At 35.6% G+C, this 19,152-nt stretch carries 6 protein-coding genes; 1 reads left to right on the plus strand and 5 read right to left on the minus strand.

The genetic code is table 11. The features are described from left to right. The 5 genes from RAO94_07100 to RAO94_07120 all read right to left on the minus strand — a co-directional run. Positions 1–1,194, minus strand: a 1,194-nt coding sequence (locus tag RAO94_07100; protein MDP8322099.1) for a hypothetical protein, incomplete at its 3' end; no start/stop codon positions are given. Between the two features lie 503 nt (positions 1,195–1,697). Continuing rightward, entirely contained in the window at positions 1,698–8,384 is a 6,687-nt protein-coding gene (locus tag RAO94_07105; protein ID MDP8322100.1) for a S8 family serine peptidase, read from the minus strand. 435 nt (positions 8,385–8,819) lie between these two features. After that, positions 8,820–9,065, minus strand: coding sequence for a hypothetical protein (locus tag RAO94_07110; protein ID MDP8322101.1), 246 nt, complete (start codon positions 9,063–9,065; stop codon positions 8,820–8,822). A gap of 477 nt (positions 9,066–9,542) precedes the next feature. Beyond that, the gene (locus RAO94_07115) at positions 9,543–14,372 is read right to left on the minus strand and encodes a C10 family peptidase (GenBank protein MDP8322102.1); all 4,830 of its coding nucleotides are present in this window, start codon (positions 14,370–14,372) and stop codon (positions 9,543–9,545) included. A 430-nt stretch (positions 14,373–14,802) separates the two neighbouring features. Beyond that, complete coding sequence (locus RAO94_07120; GenBank protein MDP8322103.1) at positions 14,803–15,114, minus strand: DUF4367 domain-containing protein; 312 nt, start codon at positions 15,112–15,114, stop codon at positions 14,803–14,805. A gap of 178 nt (positions 15,115–15,292) precedes the next feature. Between RAO94_07120 and RAO94_07125 the strand changes: the two genes are divergently transcribed. After that, entirely contained in the window at positions 15,293–19,147 is a 3,855-nt protein-coding gene (locus RAO94_07125) for a S8 family serine peptidase (GenBank protein ID MDP8322104.1), read from the plus strand. Positions 19,148–19,152: the final 5 nt, after the last annotated feature.

The raw sequence follows: 19,152 nt of genomic DNA on the forward strand, positions 1-19,152 counted from the left end.
ATAAGCGGTTACATTTAAGGATGATCCCGATTCCCATACTACATCGTGCATTATATTCAGGTAGGAATTATCCTGTAGCATGCCAATTGTTCCATGGTTTATTAAATCGTTATTAACAGTTAGCGTCTTGCCGCAAATATTTACTGTAGCACCGGGATAGATTTCAATATCCCGACAAACTTTATCAGAATAAACAACAATACATGGCATGTTAACATTAGGTATTTCCACATCTTCAGCAGCAGTAGGAACATGGCCTAAAGACCAGTTTCCTGAAGTACTCCAGTAATTGCCTGAATTACCTGTCCAGACATTGATAGTAGAAGGTGCCAACTCTAATACCGTAACAGCATAGTGGTGGTATCCTCCAGAATACCAGCCTGCCCATGTCATAGTATGATCGCTGTAGTCCCACGTGTCATGAATATAAATCGTATTCGTTCCACCGCCGTCGTCATAACCATAACCAACCATTGTATGATCAGTAACCTGTATTAAAACAGGGTGTCCTGCATCTATTTCATCTTTAAAATCATTATAGCTAAAACCATAAGTAAGTCCTTCTTCTACAGTCTGTTGAGTATACAGATCATTTACAGTATATCCTCTGGATTCACAAAATAGCTTAAAACCATAAGCTCCATCTGTGTTATCCAAACCGTTGGCTAATATCTCAGACTCTGTCATTGGAGCTCCGTCATCCCAATACCAGAATGCGGTTGATCCGTCATTATTAATAATATTAGGAGGATCGATCCATTGATTAGTTTTCATATAATCAGCAGTACACTCACCATAAGCATGTTCAGGCCAACTACCAACCCAGGGGTCGGGACCTTGTGCCCCGGATCCTATCCAGTAATCATCAACATGTCCCTTAGTGGTTCTACCATCTACTCCATTACGAGTTGCGCTTAATGGGCATTGATGTCTGAGTTCTCCATTTATCCATACATCTGGCCATGAACTATTATTCATCGGCATCAAACCACCATTTGTTGTACCCGCATACATATTAGGGTAGCCCATATTGTCATAGTGACCAGCTATCATGGAGGCTGATGTTGCAGAACAACCAAATGACCAATTAAATGCCGGTACTTGGGGTAATATTACAGAAGATTTTGTAGGATATGCAATGGGTGCTCTATAATTCTCTGGAGGTTTACCGGGTACTATTACTGCTATAGCCACCCTACCATCCTTGGTTACTACTGAGTCCACAATATACTCTTTTAAAGAAGCTGGGTATGCGAAAATGTTTGTTGATGTAAGTATGAAAACTGTAAATAATAAAATAATAATAAATTTTTTCAAGGGTAATTCTCCTTTTGTTTGAACAAAGACTGTTAAGTGGAAAAATAACAAGATGTCGTAATTAAATTTTTGATTGCTATGTCATAAGATAATATGACCCTATTTGTGAAATTTTTGACTAAATAAGTTTTCATTTTACACAGATTAAATATATTTATTCTTTTTGGGGATTTTATCAAATATTTTGTCAATTTTTTTCCTTTTGAATACCTTAACAAATTTTGAAATGATTTAGTACTTTTGTGAATGTCAACAATTTAATCAAGCAAAAACTTACCTTTCATTCCAAATATCATATAAAAAAAAGAGTTCCACCTATACATTTAGATGGAACTCTTAAACAACTTTGCCGAGGTCGTAAACCTTCGTAAAAGCTCTAACTATCTATTGATAATCCTTTTAAATTCTTTATTATTCAATATCTCAGGTAATGGTGATGGGCTGGATTTCACCGCTGTTACTATGTAGAAGTATGTAGTTCCCGTTGCAGGTTCATTCCAGCTTGTACTTGCTCCATCAATTGATACATAAGGTGTTCCATATACAGGAATAAAATACGGATCTGTATCACGGTAGATGTAGAAACTATCTGCTCCTGCAGAATATGACCAATTCAACTCTATGTTACCGGCATTGTAGTGGATGGTCAGATCATTGATAGCAGGAAGAGCATTCCAGGTAATTGCATCCGGTCCCCAAACATTGTTATTTTTATTAAGTTCTACGATATTACTATCTGCATCTACCTGAAAATAGGATGACCAAATTGTTCCTGTAGTACTTGTAATACCATTGAAATTAACAATGAGTGAATCACCAGCAGGAAGACCACTATCAATATACACATTCTGATCACCAGATTGAAAAATGGAAGGAGGTGATGGTAAGTCATAGTACAAATCCACATAAAACCAATTTGTTACATCTACATTCCCAATATTTTTTACTGTCACGGCGACATCTATCATATCACAGACATAGGGATTCATATCTGACCATACTGTATCTGTTATAGTGAGATCTGGTCCAAAACCAGTCCAATGTATCCGGTTAAAGGTATCATCTTCATACATCGGACCTGCAAAACCACCCGTTGAACCTGCAAAGGTAACATGTCCTTGATTCATGTTTTTGAATACATTACTTGCTCCGCTCCAGGTATTAGTTGGAAAATTGACATTATCTGCGATAAAGGTTTGATCATTATCTATGCGGAGGAGGGTTCCGGCAGCAATTCCATCTTTGAAAATACAATTGTTAAATGGATGACTTGCATCAATAATCGCACCATCTTTAACATACACTCCATTTGCAGACATGTCTTCAAAGGTAGCATATTCTGCACTGATCGTGCCACCGCTTTCAACATTGAAATCATAATATCCTGTATTCAGTGTCTGGATAACAGCCTTATTGCTACTCGACCCGATTGCCTGGAGGATGCCACCGTTATTTACGGTTAGTGTATTGCTCGAGCCAATTTTAAGAGCAGCATTTTCATTTACAATAAGAATACCTCCATTGTTAATTATTACATCCCCTGTTCCGCCAAAGGAGTTGCCATTCAGATCCAAAGTGCCATCCTCAACTATAAGAGAACCATTTTGCTGACAAGTGAAGTAACTTAACACTGTAACATATTGTGCTTTCCCACCATCAGTATTATTAGACGGTGAAACTTTTTCAGCATCAGGATCAAGAACTACCTCATACTTAGTAGATGTTTTATCCACAATTATATTGTGGAAATAGCCCGTTACACCGAGATATTCAAGTGTAGCATCACTTGTACCTTTGAAAATAATAGTATTGTACATCGAAACAGTGTGCATGGCACCTCCGTTCCCTACCGTAAAATCCCCCCACACAGTATGTGTTAATGCTGTTATATTATCTTTCCAAATGCCCATATAAATTATTATATTCCCGTATGCCTGAGTGTCATCATTAGATTTGAATTCTCCTGCACTCTTATTGATGACCAAATCATAAAAATCCTCTTGAGTACAAGCTGTTGACAGGAACTGATCACTCGAACCATTAAATGTTACTGTTGATAATCCTGGCCAAAATCCTACCCAGGAATCATAAGTTGTGTTGCTATTTGTCCAATCACCACCAATAGTAAGATTCAGTCCAGTATCCACCCCGCCGGCATTCAAACCGGCATTAAGAGCAATATCCATATCATTTCCGATATTCAAGGTAGAACCAGTATTCATTTCAATGTTGCCATCTGTTATATTCAGATCATTGGTAACATTGACGGTCATACCATCCATTATTTCAACATCCTCATAGCCAGTAGCAGTTTTATCGATAGTGAGATCATAGAATGTTTCATCAGTGGTTATATCTCCTGGATTCGGGCCATAGAATGTAACCGTTCTGGTCCACTCTACAAATCCTCCCGGACCGACATTATTTGTCCAGTCTCCACCAACATACAAATTTCCGTTTGATGGATCAGACAAATAAATAGTCCCTGCGCTGATCAAAACGTTTCCGGTTATCCTGAGAGGGCTATATATTCCCCAGGGGACTGTATTATTTACAGTGAAATCATTGAAATAATTTGTGGTATCTATTGTTAAATATGTGCCACCAATACTATTAATACTTTCGAAAGTATTGTTCTCCGGCTGAAAGGTATTAGGTGTGTTAGCAAAGAAAGTCCCTCCAGCCCTGATGGTACCACCTGTGATATTTTCCGTGAATGTGTTCTGGATTGCGATTTGGTTGTGGGTCACTTCAAATATTCCACTACTAAGGTTCATAGTTCCGTAGAGTCGTACAAATCCTTTACTGCAAGGTGCATCACAGACAAAATTACCTCCGTCAATCGTTAGTGTTCCAGTTGCAGCTAGTTCAAATAATCCATGAAGAAGAACATCTCCGTCAGCAACATCCAGAAGCCCGTTAAGGGTGAAATCAGAATTATTAGTAAGAGTTCCACCACTCACCATATCCATTTCTCCAGTATTAACTATATCTAATGTGTTTTGAACAACCAAATCTCTATCCTGTATATGGAATTGATTACCAGCACTTACTGTCATATCTCCGGAAACATTCATAGTGTTTGAACTAGAGCCATTAATATAAGTATCAGCAGAAGGTCCTGCTGTCTTATCAATAATTAGAGTTCCGAATTCAGCATCAGAATCATTGCATAGGATCAATGAACCAAGAGAACCATCAAAATAAACGGTATTTCCAGTCCCGAGTTGCGTACTTGTACCATTGTTAAATGTCCAATCTCCGGAGACAAATATTTTACCATCCGTCACAATATCGGATGAACCGGTTTCCCAGGTAATATTGTTCACAATCAAAGTGTCGTCAGGTGAGGACATTTCCAGTCTATCTGAAATATTCAAATCTTCATCAACAACTACCTTATATGAACTGATTTTCAATTTTCCTGCTACAATATCCATATTTTTACAACATATAGGTATACCATCAGAAGGACGGACATAGGCAGCTCCAGAATTAATTACTATATCATTGAAATATTCACTTTCTTCAACTTGTTGAAGAGTACCTGGATCAGTTCCATTGAAGATAACTACAGAAGAAGATCCTGCATCGAATCCGCCACTTGCATTATAGTCAAACCAGTCCTCAACAACAGATATGTTTATTGTTCCTGGGTCATTGGCATTTAATGAAGCTCCATTATAAATCCTTAATATATTACCTATTGCTAAATTTGTTGGATTATTAAGTTCCATAGTACCATCATATAATCTTAAATTGTTTGTTACTGTTACATCTACACCGTTATTGTCACCAGAACCTGTTTCTAGACCGGCAAAACCAATATAGGTTTTATTCAAATGAAGATCATAAAATGTCTCAGGTGTCAGTATTGCAGCTGAATATGGTCCATCAAAAATAACCGTATTTGTACCTTCGATAAAACCAGCGATACCTACATTATTAGCCCAGTCTCCTGCTACATACATATCATTACCATTGGTATCAAAAACACCTGTATCAAGTATGAAATAACCATTGATATCAAGCTCACTGGCTGCAGATACAGTATTTGATTTTGCATACCTTGTTCTTGTTCCATCTCTGTTTTCAATTATCACATATTCTTTATCTTTGGAACTTTCTGATTGGGCTTTTGAGGATTTATTAATTTCAACATCATAGAAGTTACTGCCGGTTCCCATACTCAAACTTGCATTTGTAGAACCATATAGTTCAATTGTACCGCCTGTTGGATTGAAATCAGTACGATTTCCAGTGAATGAATAGGGAGTTCTTATTGTACCACCACTGATATCTTCTGTAAGTGTATTTGATGAAGATAAACTAATTCCGCAAGAGGTAATATCAAGAATACCACCACTCATTTCAATGGATGCATCTTCCAGGTATGGCCATACACAATAAGAACCTGCAACAGTCATTGTACCTCCGAAAATATGTAGGTCGCCTTTAAGATCGACAAAAGTTCCTGTGCCGGAGTTAGTAAGGTCGATTGTTCCTCCAGCATTTAGATAATAACCACCTTGTATAGCATTATCTATAAGATCATTAGCAGTAAAAGAACCAGATAAGACATCTACTGCACCTGCAGTCCAGTCGTAAGCAGCACAAACTACATTGGTACCGTTTATACGGAATGCGCCGCCGGAGGCTTTATTTACTTCAAGTTCGTTAAATGTTTCATTTGAACAATATTGATGTCCGCTGCTGCCGTTAAAGACCACCCTGCTTGAAGCTTCTCCAAAATTCCCAATACCAGCATTATTTGTCCAATCACCACCAATTTCTATATTAAAAGCATGTGGATAAAAATATCCACTTTCAAGGAGAAAATCACCATTTATTTGTAAAGTAGTAGAATAAGAAGCATCAAGAGAAAGAGCTGTTGCTCCTGTATTTATAGTTAGATTATTGAAATAATCTCCGCTATTCGGTTTAAGTGGAATTGTGGGGGAACCATTAAATACAAACGTACCAGCGGGACATTGAATATTTCCTCCCAAATTATTAAAATATCCATCCAAGATCACCGAATGAATGGAATAACATTGAAAGGTACTACCATAATAGGAAGTATTATTGTAGAGGTTACCCGCAATATAAAGATCGTCTGTTGATTGGGAGCTGACTGAAAAATTCGTTGCGCTTTTGTTACTTAATAAATGGTACAATTGACAATTTTCTTCTTTGCTTCTGAACCAGGATTGAGATGTGCCCACAAATTCAACATACCCTGTAGTAAATTGCACATCTGCACCTTCATTGAAATTCCAGTCACCATAAACATAAATTCTTGATGAACCGGTCATGCTTCCTGTAGATCCTGACTCCCAGACGATATCATGATCGATATAAAGTCTGGATGCTGTATTGAGCATATCGATAGAACCATGCACCGTAGCATCATTGTTTACTGTGAGTGTCTGGTCTAAAATATCTAAACTTGCACCAGCTTCAATAGTCAAGTTATAACATGCATCATCATAGGAAGCAACATAAGGTGATAATCCAGCAGTAGTGATAATTACATCTTCACCTGCGGTAGGAATATGACCCAAAGACCAGTTACTAGAATTGTGCCAGTAATGGTTCCAGGCGCCTGTCCAGGTATTTGTACCAACAGCACCAACAGCAGCATCGGCATTTACCATTCCATAACCAGTGTATCTGTCCCAACCAGCTGGTCCTTCATCCACAATATCAGTAGCAGTAGAAGTTAAAATATCTCTTATTTGTGCTGGTGTTAAAGAGGGATCTTTTGATTTGATAAGAGCAGCAACACCTGCAGCGTAAGGAGTAGCACAGGAGGTTCCATTAAAATACATGTAATAATCTCCTGAAGAATATCCATTTACTCCAGTTACATCAGTTGCAGGTAGTATGGTTGGTGCTATCACATCAACAGCATTTCTGGCATCCATAGTATTTACACCATAATTTGAACCCCACCAATTTTCACCATCACAAGAAAATGCATCTTTTCTTTCAGCACAAGGAGAAGCTGCACCAACTGCAATTACATTAGGATCATTTGCTGGATTCCATATATGATCATAATCCTCATTCATTGTGCAAGCAAGTAATGTAACACCATTATCATAAGCATATTGAAGAGCAGCGTCTCTTGAAGGATCATCACCATAATCCGTATTTGACCCGAAACTCATACTGGCTATATCTACATCATTATCTCCACAATGGGTTACGGCATTTATAACAGCTGAACTTAAAAGTGTTCCACTACTATTCGCGATCTTTAAAGGCATAATGCTACAATTACCAGCTACACCTGAAACACCGATTGAATTATTTACTTCTCCTGCTGCAATACCAGCGCAACAAGTTCCATGACCTTCATCAGCACTATCATCCATTGGATCACTATCACCACCTCCGTAATCCCAACCACTAACACAATTACCATCTAAATCTTCATGATTATAATCAACACCTGTATCTATAATCGCTATTATAATACTGGAATTACCATAACCCTGAGTATCATCCCATGCTTCTTCTATATGAGAATCAAAACCTACTGTTCCTACAGGCGGCCCTGTATGACTGTATGTATCATAACTCCAGCTCAACAGTTGAGCAGTATTATCATGCCCCCAACAATCATCGAAGTAAGGATCATTGGGAGTTGCAGATAGGTAACTAATATACTCGGGATTTGCAAATTCAACATAATCGTTTTTAGATATTTCGGTTATTGTGCTTTCAATATCAGTTCCAATTGGAACAAATAGTAAATACCATCTATTGAATCCATTTTCTTGTTCCCAGATTTTATCTAGTACAGGTCTATGAGCTAAAGAAATTTTAGAAACATTGATTGATCTTAATAAAGTGTCTAATTCAACCAATCCGGTATTTGAATAATCACCAGTTTCAGATAGAACCAGATTTAATCTTTCAGCTGCGTCTTCCGATAGTTTAACTTTTATTCTATCAGCAGCGTACAAAGGTCTTCCCATACTATCTTCTCTCACATTTGCAGCAAATGCTGTATGAAGAAATAGTGTAACAAATAAAAATAAAATGAACAGTTTTTTCATGGGTATTTCTCCTTTTTTTTCAGAACAAGGTATTATTAATTTAAAAATAATAAGATGTAGTAATTAAATTTTTTGATTGTTATGTCATAATATGACCCTACTTTTGAAGTTTACGCTTAAAATAATTTTTCATTTCACACCATATAATATTTATTTAATAGCTTTTTGATAATTTTTAAAATAATTTTGTCAAACTTTTTATTTTTTCCATGCATATCCCCCATTTCGAGCTTTATCATTCGTATTGGAAACCAGAAAGGAAACCACTTGAAAAGAATTGTTCAGAAGCAAAGTGAGGAAATCAGTTCAAATTGTGTGATGGATTATTGATAAGAATTTCAATATAGTTTGTGACTTTATCTATAATAGTACAACCACGATTATTTGGTTGAACTTTATCATTATGACTTTGCTTGTAGGGATATCTCTAAATAATTATAATATTTGCAGTTGATATAAATTAAGTTCAATATTACCTGCATTATATTGAATATTCAAATCATGAATTTCAGGAAGAACGCTGGTTGTCCAATCGATGAGATTAAACGGATCTTCATTATAATCTTCTCCTGCAAAATCACATATAGCATCAACAAAGATAAGTTGTAACTTCTCTAATATCTTAACACCATTGTAATTCCCACTCCGGAAATTGATTGGGAAATTATAATTATCTGCCACGATTTTGTGTGCATTATCAATCCAAATCCTTGCTATGTATAAGCCAATGTTAACAAAACATTCAGGTCACAAAGTTAAGTGAAGCAAATCTTGATTATATCTGAGTGAATCTATTATACCGTCCTTAATGGAAATTGCAAATAAGAGAATCCGCCCAGAGTATAGGAAACAGCTATTATCATTACTATACTATTTCTTAACCACAGGTTGTGTCTTTGCTATTATTCTGTAGAATTTCCTGACTGATGGTATCGGAATTGAACAACTTTCTTCAAAAACTGTTGATTCATAACTGAAATCATTATATGGATTATCAGATGACCAAATATCATATTCATCTGCATCGATCACAGGATCCCAGATAATAATTAAAGAATCAGTTATCGTAATAACAATATTTTCAGGGGCATTGAGAAAAATAGTAAGAGTCCCACCAACTAATTGATGGGACTCTTATTTGATTGAGTTACGTTTGGATTACTTATTCCACGGTGCAGAGTCTGAACTTGCTGCTTTTCCTCCAGTACCGATATTATCAGAAATATTTTCAGCAGTAACACGATAGAAATACTTTGTACCTGTTGCTGGTTCAGAGTAACCAACTGTAGCAGTTGTGAATACAGTTGATCCTATGAAATCATACGGGTCTGTAGAACGATATACCTTAAATTGATCAACTGGCACTGGATATGTCCAGGTCAGAACAATTGTATTAGTCCCTGCGTTATACTGAATTGTAAGATCATCAATTGCCAGCAGTACTCCACCGCTCCAGTGGACACGATTATATGGATCATATTCATCACCCGCACCCCAAAAATCACCGGTTACGTCATTGAATGTTGCTTCACCGGTATCATAATATTTCCAGACATTATATCCTGTTAAACCAGAAGCGTTGTTATAAAATGATGCACCTGTGGACGTGAACTCAGAATCATTGTTTAATGAAAGTAATGCTGAAGGTGCGTCATGTCCATTTCTGAAGATACAGTTGTTAAAAGTAAAAGTAGAATGAACATTAGCTCCAGGTAACAGATAAATTCCATTACCATCCATGTACTCAAAAGTAGCGTATTGAGCCCCTATAGTTCCACCACTGTTAATATTGAAACCATAGAAACCTGTTGATTGATGGGTAACAGTTGCTTGATTACCAGAAGATCCAACGACATAAAGCCATCCACCGCTATTAACATTTAGATTGCTTGCATCATCAAGAGCAAGTGTACTATTTGCCTGCATGTATAATACTCCACCACTGTTGACAGTCGCGTTACCATTAACGGATATTGTATTATTACCTGAATAAAGAGCTCCGGGATTAATAACAAGATCGTTTCCAATAGTTAAATCACCATTAGGAGTTAGCCAATCAGCCGAGGATACTTTATCAAGAGTAAGGTTATAGAATGTTTCTGCCGGAGTAATACTTACATCACCTGTACCATCAAAAGTAACAGTCCCCGTTCCTTCCACAAATCCGGCATCACCTACATTATTTGTCCAGTCTCCATACACTTCGATATCGAATCCACTTGGATTGAGAATACCTGAATTAATCACAAGATCATTCATGCTAAAGGCAGCATTCGTTGTTACAGTTGACCCTGTTTTATTGATATTAAGATCATGGAATGCAGTTGTTCCGTCAATTAGTGATGCTGTACTTCCATCAAAGGTTACTGAACCATCGGTAGGAGTGAAAATTCCACTAGAATTTGTCAAAGAACCTTCCAGATAAATATCTCCACCGGATACATTTTCTATTGATCCTGATTGGAAAGAGATGTTTGATGCGCTATTTAGTTCACTACCTGTAGTCATAGTTAAAGCACCGGTACTGTGCATGTATGGTCCATTACCATTTACATTAACTACACCACCGTCATCAATTATGAGATTACCATTATCATAAACATCAAAGTATTGTACGTTCATTTCACATGAATTGATATCTAAAGCACCTCTGATATATGAAGCATTAGAAACATCCAGATCATATATACAACCAACAAGTGCAGCATTAGCTCCATCATCTACATAGAACTTATAGAAGTAGCTATCCGGATCGTCAATTTCGATATTATTGGTTGATGAAGAACCATTAACATACATGTGTGTTATACCACCTGTTCCGTTGAATTGACTTCCATCATACAGATTAATAGTTTCTACATAGTAATCACCAGAAGTTTGATTGAAAGTACTACCAGTATTGTGAATAGCATCACCATAATACATCGTTCTAGTTCCTAATAGAATTGTTCCCGATAGATCAACTACTGAGCCAGAATACAAATACATATCATTACCAGTATTTAAGGTGTCAGTAACAGCTACTGTTAACGAACCATAATTTTTTACATCATTCAATACATTAACGTTAAATCCATTGAGATTGAATGTTCCATTGGATATTTGAAGATCTCCGGTGATATCCAAGTCACTTGTAACATTGATTGTCTGTGAGCGTGTAACTTCAAATGGTGCTCCGTCTCGATCAATTCTTACCTTTTCACGTTTTGATGACTTCATACTTTTTGTAACTAAATTATCAGCTACTAATTTATTTATATTTACATTGTACAAGTTACTACCTGTTCCTAAACTCAGGCTTGCATCAGTTGTTCCATACAATTCTAAAGTTCCACCAGTTGGATTGAAATCGGTTCTTAACCCTGTAAAACCACCTGAAGTTCTTATCGTTCCACCGGTAATTGTTTCAGTAAGCGTGTTTGATGCAGATAAGTAAATTCCACATGAGGTTACATCGAGCACACCATCTGTCATTGTTATAGATGCAGCTGCATAATATGGCCAAAAACAAAAAGTTCCTGAGATATTCATGGTTCCACCATTTATATACAGATCACCTGCTAAGTCAACTGCTGATCCTCCATTTGATAGATTAATTACACCTCCTACGTCATCTGCATAATATGTTCCCTGAATCGTAGATTCAACAAGATCGTTGATTGTTATTGTTGCTGCTCCGTTACAATAAACAGTTCCTCCTTGGTCGAGAGTTGCGATAGTAGCAATTGCAGAAGCACCATTAGCAGTAAATCTGGAACTTGGGTCATCAATATTTAATGTTCCATTAACATTAAAAGTATGATATGCCCAACAGAAATAATCCAGATCAAGGTCATTCAAGATAGTATTATTACCATTAAATCGAAGATTCATTGAATTATTGATTTGATGAACATCATAGAAAGTATTAGTTCCATTCACGTCTTGATGATCACCACTGCTGTCAAATGTAACCATGCTGGTTCCTGGAGTATACGATCCACCAGAATTTATCCAATTTCCACCAACAGTAACAGGATAGTTTGCTGAGTTGAAATTTCCCTGTTCTATAGTTAGATCACCTGCAACGGTTATACCTTCATTAACTAATGTTACACCAGTTGAAGCGCTGAAGACAACATTATTAAAAGTACCGGATCCGGAACTGTAATTATTAATATTTTGTGAAGTTCCATCAAAGATGACCGAACCTGTATTGGATAATTGTGTAAAATCAAATGTTCCGTAATAATTAAAATCACCTCTCATTATTATGTTCTGATTTGACATACTTTCTAAAATACTACCAGAGCTAGTATAAACCAGCCCATTTATAACTATGTCTTCTGTAGAGACATTACTGAATATTGCTTTTGCTCCACCAGATTTGTAGTTCCTGAGCATGTAGAAATTACTATTAGTGCTATAACATCTTATCCAACTACCAGTTGTTCCTTCAAAATCAACAAATCCTTGGGTTGGATTTACATTAGCACCATTTTCAAAGTTCCAGTCACCATAGACATTAATATAAGAACTATAAGCGGTTACATTTAAGGATGATCCCGATTCCCATACTACATCGTGCATTATATTCAGGTAGGAATTATCCTGTAACATGCCAATTGTTCCATGGTTTATCAAATCGTTGTTTACAGTAAGCGTCTGGTCGTAAATATTTACTGTTGCATCGGGATAGATTGTTAGATTATTACATGTTTTGTCAGAATAATCGACGATACACGGCATGTTTACATTTGGTATCTCGACATCTTCAGTGGCAGAAGGAATATGACCTAAAGACCAATTGGCTGTATTTCCCCAAAGATGACTGTGATTCCCAGTCCAGACATTGATAGTTGGACAAAGACTAAATATCGCTCCCTGATAATCTGTAAAATTATGAGAACCGGGATTTAGATTGTTTAGATAGTAGTATCCATTATAAGAACCTGACCAGCCCCAATTAAAATGGAAATGAATTATATCTAAATCTTCATAACCATCTAGATTAAAGGCATGACCTGCATAAGGATAATATGGATAATATCCTCTATAAACAAGAGGTCGCCCATTATCTAAATCAGTCTTGATCATACCTTTCCACACTGTATCAGAATAGTCGTTTTTTAGTTCAAAATGTGCAATTGAGTTATATTTAAAATAATTAACTAATGCATTTCGTGCACAGTAAGTATGGTTACCAACCCAAGCCCCAGAAGCATCAGGTCCATAATCCATTTCAGCTCCGACACCACAATGATAAAGTAACTCCCTGGATGCATTTGTAGGAGAGCTGTTATTCATAGGAAAATTATAAGTAGTAGAACCAAAATTAGCAGAAAGTGTACCATAAGGAGGGCAGGAATAACTATGTGAACCAGTTCCTGTTGTCGGTTGCCCCCAATAATTCATAACTTGTGCCATAGCAACCGCAGTACAACCGGCATAAACATATCCTCCGGGACCGGAAACATCAGGAGGACAATATGTATTCCAACTATAACTCTGATTCCAAAGAGAACTAATCAATGGTCCAAGACGGTTGAAATCTCTATTTCTTTCGAAATTCTCTGTTCTCACATTTAACCTTTCCCATTCATCTTGTGCTGCCTGGGAAGCTGAAAGGTTATTCTCTTTAGCATACACTATCTGCTCCTTAAAACTGGCAAGCATAGCATCGAACTGTGGTGGATGATTTTCCAATCCATAATGATGCTCAAAACTATAACCGAGAACAGGTACGACAGCATCATCGGCAGCGATCATTATATAGCCGCCTTCCCTAAAATTAAAGACATAATAAATATCCTGTGAGTTTTCACGGATAAAAAATGTCTCGATAACTTCCACATTTTTCAGATTGTTTTCTTCACTTCTTTCTAAATACCAATTATTGGCAACTTGTTTCGCTGTTTCAATATTAACAGGTGTAGCATATACTAATGAAGATATTACCAATATTGATGTTAATATAAACAAACCAATTCTAATTCTTCCTTTCATCATTTCTCCTTTGTTCTATGTTTTTATGTACTCTTTATGAAAATTAAAATAATTTCCTGCTATAACTCACGTTAGCGTGCTTTGAAAATTATCTCCCTTTACTATAGACAACTTAATTACTTTGATGGAATAGTTAACTGAAACCAGATATGTAGATCGAGCATAAAAATATTATGCAATAATCATTTTTTATTCTTTCCATTTTTTTCATTTATAAAGAATTCATAATAAATTATTTGTCTGGTATTATTTAGAGTTATATATTTATTGTCAAATATTTCAATTTTCCTTGTATATCCTCAAAATTTATGAGACACTCAAAGTAACACTGATATTCATTCTGAACTCCATCCAGCATTCTGCAATTACTGAAGACCAACCGAAGAAGATCCTACGATTTGTTGGACTTGTTAATGGTTCGTGACGTTTCAGTTTAAAATTTTAGCTTATCAGCTATTGATAACAATTCTTCTTTTGACATTTCGGTCATAGCATTCACTGAAATGAGAAGTCCTTTCTCAGAATAAACCACGACCAGCACAGATATATTCATTCCACCTTCATCAATCTTGGAATACATCATTTGGTGTCCCTTATGAGAGAACGATTCAAATCCCTCATCGGTTTCCCCATCTGCATCCCCCATTGCAGTTGCGCTTATTATGATCGAAGCAGCCATGCCTTTCATATACATCGCCATGTACTGATCTTCATCAGAAGTATAGAATAAGTGGAAACATAAGATTTATTCAAAGAAAATAAAAAACGAAAAGTAATAAAATTTGACAACGAATAATTAATTATAGAAAAATAACATTGCAATTTGGTCTGATTTACAAATGGTCTCTATTAAATTTTGGTATGGATTAAAAACTATGGAAAACAAAATTAACTCGCAACAAAACCTATGAAAGGTGGGTGAGATGAAAAAATCTAAATTGTTAATTTGTATAGTCTTATTTATTAGCATACTAGGAGGAACGCTTTACAGTCAGGTTAGTAATAGAAAAAATTATAATTTAATAAAAATATCAGAAATTATTGGTGAGGATGCAAAAGGAAAAGTAGATTATCTGTTAATACCACTTTTAATAAATATGCATAATTTTGAAAACTCTGAAAAATCTCTAAAGGACAGAGCAAATCTAAAAAGCAAATTAAAAAATTACTCCAATATTCTTGCTATTGATTTTAATCATGATAGTCTTAAAGTTGAAGTTTTAATAAAAAGTAAAAAGAATAACAATTTGAGAAATTACAATGATTTAGAAATTCATGGGGTACATAAAGGAAAGGATTCAGAATATATAACAGCAACTATCCCTATTGATAAAATTGAAGAAATGGCTTCAGAACCAGATGTAATTTACATAGAAGCTGCTAAAATATTGCATTCATTATTAAACACAAGTACTGATTTAATAAATGCAGACGATGTCTGGCAAGGAAATGTAAACTATTCAATTAATGATTCGATAAACGGGGATAGTGTTTATGTTGGTGTAATAGAACTGGACACATTAAAATGGGATCATGAAACATTTATTTCACCAGAAGGAGAATATAGAATAAAGGCTATGTGGTTGGAGGGTGATACCTTAGATCATTGGTCAAATTTTCCACAATACACTGGAAATGATTTTCATCCAACGCATGTAACTGGAATTGCTGCTGGCGATGGTGATTCAGCCAATAAAAACTATAAAGGTGTTGCTTATAAATCTGATATATTATTCGCTAAAATAGGTTCATTTAATCATGACCCGAATACAAATAGTGCTTTAGATGGTTATGAATGGATGATTTATAAAGCAAGTAATGACAATAAATCTCTTGTAGTAAATATGAGTTTGGGTGCTCCTTTAGGTCCACATGATGGTTCAACGTTATTTGAAGAAGCACTAAACACAAAAATTGATACATCTAACACAATATTTGTCGTAGCGGCTGGAAATTCAGGACGCGAAACATCACCATATCCTCATATAGACGGATATGTACCTGACATACCAGGTGATAGTTTAGTTATTGAATTCAGAATAAATTATAATAATATTAAATCTGATAATAATAGCCTAACATTCGAAATTTGGGGAGAGGGCGAATTTGATGTAAGAGTATCTGATAATGATTGGCTCAATCCTGAATGGACGGATTTAGTTGAATTCGGATATTGTATAATGGACACTGTTTTAGAATCAGATACAATATCAATTTATAATAATGATACATCTATCCCAAATAATTCTAACGATCATGTTATTCAAATTGTAATTAAAGTAGGTAGCCATGGAATTTTGCTCTCGGGAAATTACAAAATTTCCTTACATCCACATAATCAAGACACAGGTGGCAATATTGATGGTTACCATTCAGAACCATATTGTACAAAAGGTGGTTTTTTAAATGGTGATTCTTTCCAGTCAATTCTAATTCCAGCTTCTGCTGAGAAAGTAATTACTGTTGCTAACCATATTAATGAAATAAATGGAGATATATATCACGAAAGTAGTCTAGGCCCTCTAAGAACAGATGATGAATACACTGTAAGTAAGCCTGATATAGCAGCTCCAGGATCACCAATTACATCTTCGATAGCTACAGGTATAATGGATTATGGAAGTGGTTCAGGTACAAGTATGGCTGCACCTCATGTAACGGGAGCAATCGCGTTGTTACTTCAAAAATTTCCAGACTTAAATGCCGATCAAATAAAACAAATATTGCAGAATTCCACTGGAGGTATTCCTAATGGAACTTGGCCTTTGACACTCGAAGATAATAAATACTGGGGAGCAGGAAAACTCGATATTCTTGAAGCATATAAGTCAATGGTCGGATTTGAGTATACACAGTCATATCCATATGTTGAAGATAAATTTAAAGATACATTCGAAGAACATGAAGATATTGCTGGTTTACCTATAGAACCGGTAGAAATAGGTTGGAATGGAGTAGATTATTTTAAACAAAAATTAACAAATGGTGCCTTGTTTTTAGATCAATCGGGAATTAATGAAGCATTTTGGATTGGTGAAAATATATGGAATAATTGGATGTGCCCCAGTTCAATTGGTTTACCCATTTCATCTCAATATCTTGATTTTCAAAATAATCTTTACCAGACGGTGGACTTTGAGAATGGTAGAATATACTATGACGGAAATAATGCACATACAGTGTATCTCAGAGCAGATTTTCATGCTGCCAACAGATTTGGTTCTACTCCCTTTGATGTTACATTTGTCGATCTTTCAGTTGGTAATATTATAAGCTGGGAATGGGATTTTGATAGCGATGGGATAGTTGATTCTTATGAACAAAATCCATCTTATACATATAATTTACCAGGTGTTTATTCTGTAACATTGAAAATAAATGATGGAAATGATAACGATTGGGAGATTAAATCACATTACATTGAAGTTTATGGACTAGGAAATTTCACAGAAGTTCGACTTTCAAATGATAATTCAAATTCTGAATGGCCAGCAATAGATTTTGATAATTTTAACAACGCTTCCATAGTCTGGCAGGATTACAGGGATGGAAACTGGGAAATTTATTTCTGCCGAATTGATGAAAATAACAATATTATTGTTACTCCCACAAATATTACTCAAACGAGCAGCAATTCTACGAAACCGGATATTGGCGTTGATGATGCTGGTAACAGCTATATTGTATGGGAAGAAAGCGGAGATATTAAATATTGTAAAGTTGATACTGCTGGTATAAAAGTTGTAAATGATATCACTCTTGATAGTGGCGATCTACCTGCAATCTCCTCTCTTGATGATGGAACGAGTGGAATTGCCTGGGAGAAACCTGGAATATTATACAAAACCAAATTTGAAAAACGCGATTCAGCAGGTAATATTATAGGAGATGCTATTGAATTGAATTCGTTATGTTATTTTGTTCAGAAAAACTGTTATATTGATCATGACAACCAGGACAATTTTTATGTGTGGAGACTTGAATTAGGCAATTGGTTCAGTCATTATTATCATATAGCCAAAATTACATCAAGTAATTCTATTGCTTATAATGGAGCTTTTTTACAAGCTTCAGATGATAGTAAAGAATGCTGTTTAGGAATAACCCAAGAAGATAATGCTTATCTTTTTTATATAGATTATACAGATGGATATTATCAAATTTATGATGGATCTCAAAACCCTCAATCCTCAGGTGATGGAGACTCACGATATCCAAATATGGCAACGAAACCGCAGAACAGATCATATTTTACACTCGTATGGGAGGATGATAGAAATGGTAACTGGGAAGTGTATTTTAACAAATATGATGACAATAATTTTATAGCTGAACAGATTCTAAATAATGATAATGAACATTCACGTCATCCAGATGTAGCTTGTAATACAAATGGAAAGTGGAGCATAGTATGGGAAGATTATAAAGACGGAAATAGTGAAATATACTACATGAAACTTGATTATGTGCCACCAACGAATTTGGAAGCACCGGATAATGTTATAATATTTACGAACCAAGATTCTGTATATATTGATTGGGAGCCTGTACAGGGAGCTACTTTCTACAAAGTGTATTCCACAAATAATCTAAATTCAGGATTTACAATTGACAATAGTGGTATCTTTGACGGCAGCTCGTGGAAAGCACCGCTGAACAATACCCAAAAATTCTATTATGTAACAAGTGATAATTGCAGAAAAAATATTAGCCCCAAAAGCAGGAAACTTAATGAAATTATTAATGAATCATATTTGTGGATTATAAAAAATAATTAGAACAA

Origin of the sequence: Candidatus Stygibacter australis, from assembly GCA_030765845.1 — a bacterium.
Classification (GTDB): Bacteria; Cloacimonadota; Cloacimonadia; order Cloacimonadales; family TCS61; genus Stygibacter; species Stygibacter australis.

Bases quoted from the DNA above. Each gene is read 5' to 3' on its own strand.
- RAO94_07105 (MDP8322100.1), bottom strand. From the start codon at position 8,384: ATGAAAAAACTGTTCATTTTATTTTTATTTGTTACACTATTTCTTCAT.
- RAO94_07115 (MDP8322102.1), bottom strand. From the start codon at position 14,372: ATGATGAAAGGAAGAATTAGAATTGGTTTGTTTATATTAACATCAATA.
- RAO94_07125 (MDP8322104.1), top strand. From the start codon at position 15,293: ATGAAAAAATCTAAATTGTTAATTTGTATAGTCTTATTTATTAGCATA.